We start from the raw sequence: 450 nt of genomic DNA, 5'->3' as shown, positions 1-450 counted from the left end.
GCGCCCTACCTCGCGCTCACCCCGTGTTTGGGGGGGCCCCGCCTCGCGGGGCCGGGCGCGCGCCCGGTGGGGTCGGGGGCCGCCCCGGCCCCCGTCCGGGTCGCGCCGCGGGCCGGTCCGCCACCAGGGCGTCCGGCGGCGGGCCTCGGCGACCACGTCGCCGCCGGCCGGCCCGCGCAACGCCCGTGCCGCCTCCTCCGGACGAGCGACCGTTCGGCGCGGTCGCCTCGCGGCCTCCCGCGCCGGACCGGTGGCGTCGCCGTCGTCCCCGGCCTGGGTCGTCGAACGCGCCGGTCGGAGGCCCTGGTGCGCCCGTCGCGGCACGGCGGTCGCCCGCTCGCCGGCGGAACGGCGGTCCGAGCGCGCCGGCACGACGAACGGCTCCCGCGACGACCGGCCGGCGGCACGCGCGCCCGCCGACGTTCGGCACCCCGCAGCTTCGGGACCGCC

The sequence above is a fragment of the Actinosynnema sp. NPDC059335 genome, assembly GCF_042752395.1.
Classification (GTDB): Bacteria; Actinomycetota; Actinomycetes; order Mycobacteriales; family Pseudonocardiaceae; genus Actinosynnema.
Note: the sequence above shows the minus strand (reverse complement) of the source record.